At 68.6% G+C, this 488-nt stretch carries 1 pseudogene; it reads left to right on the forward strand.

Features of this window, described 5'->3' with window-relative positions:
* A pseudogene (locus tag CS062_RS25305) lies at nucleotides 1-367 on the forward strand (hypothetical protein); the annotation flags it as partial.
* Nucleotides 368-488: the final 121 nt, after the last annotated feature.

Here is a 488-nt window from a genome sequence, read left to right on the forward strand (position 1 = left end):
CAAGTCGGCGCTCGGCCTGTGGAGCTGGGCCATCCCGGCCAACTCGGCAGCCTCGGACGCCGCGTGGGCGTTCATCTCGTGGATCACCTCGCCCGAGATCGACGCCGAGCGGGTCGCCAAGGGTGGTGCGGTGGTCCGCGAGAGCTCGCTGACCAACGAGAAGGTGCTCAAGGACGGGTACGGCGAGGACTACTACCGCGTGGTCGGTGAGATCCTCAGCGACGCAGCCCCGCTCACACAGGGCAAGGGCGGCGAGGAGATGATCCAGGCGGTGGGCACCGAGCTCAACGACGCCGCCGCCGGTAACAAGAGCGTCGCCGACGCGCTGCGTGACGCCCAGGCCGCGGTGGAGCGGATCCAGAAGTGACCTGGGGGAACCCGGCGGCCACGTCGAGAAAAGGCCGCAGATGAAGTTCAAGTACGGCATGCTCATGCCGCTGCTGGCCCTGTTCGCCGTGGCCGTCGGATTCCCGCTGTGCTACGCGGCC

Source organism: Roseateles chitinivorans (assembly GCF_002761755.1).
GTDB lineage: Bacteria > Pseudomonadota > Gammaproteobacteria > Burkholderiales > Burkholderiaceae_C > Roseateles > Roseateles chitinivorans.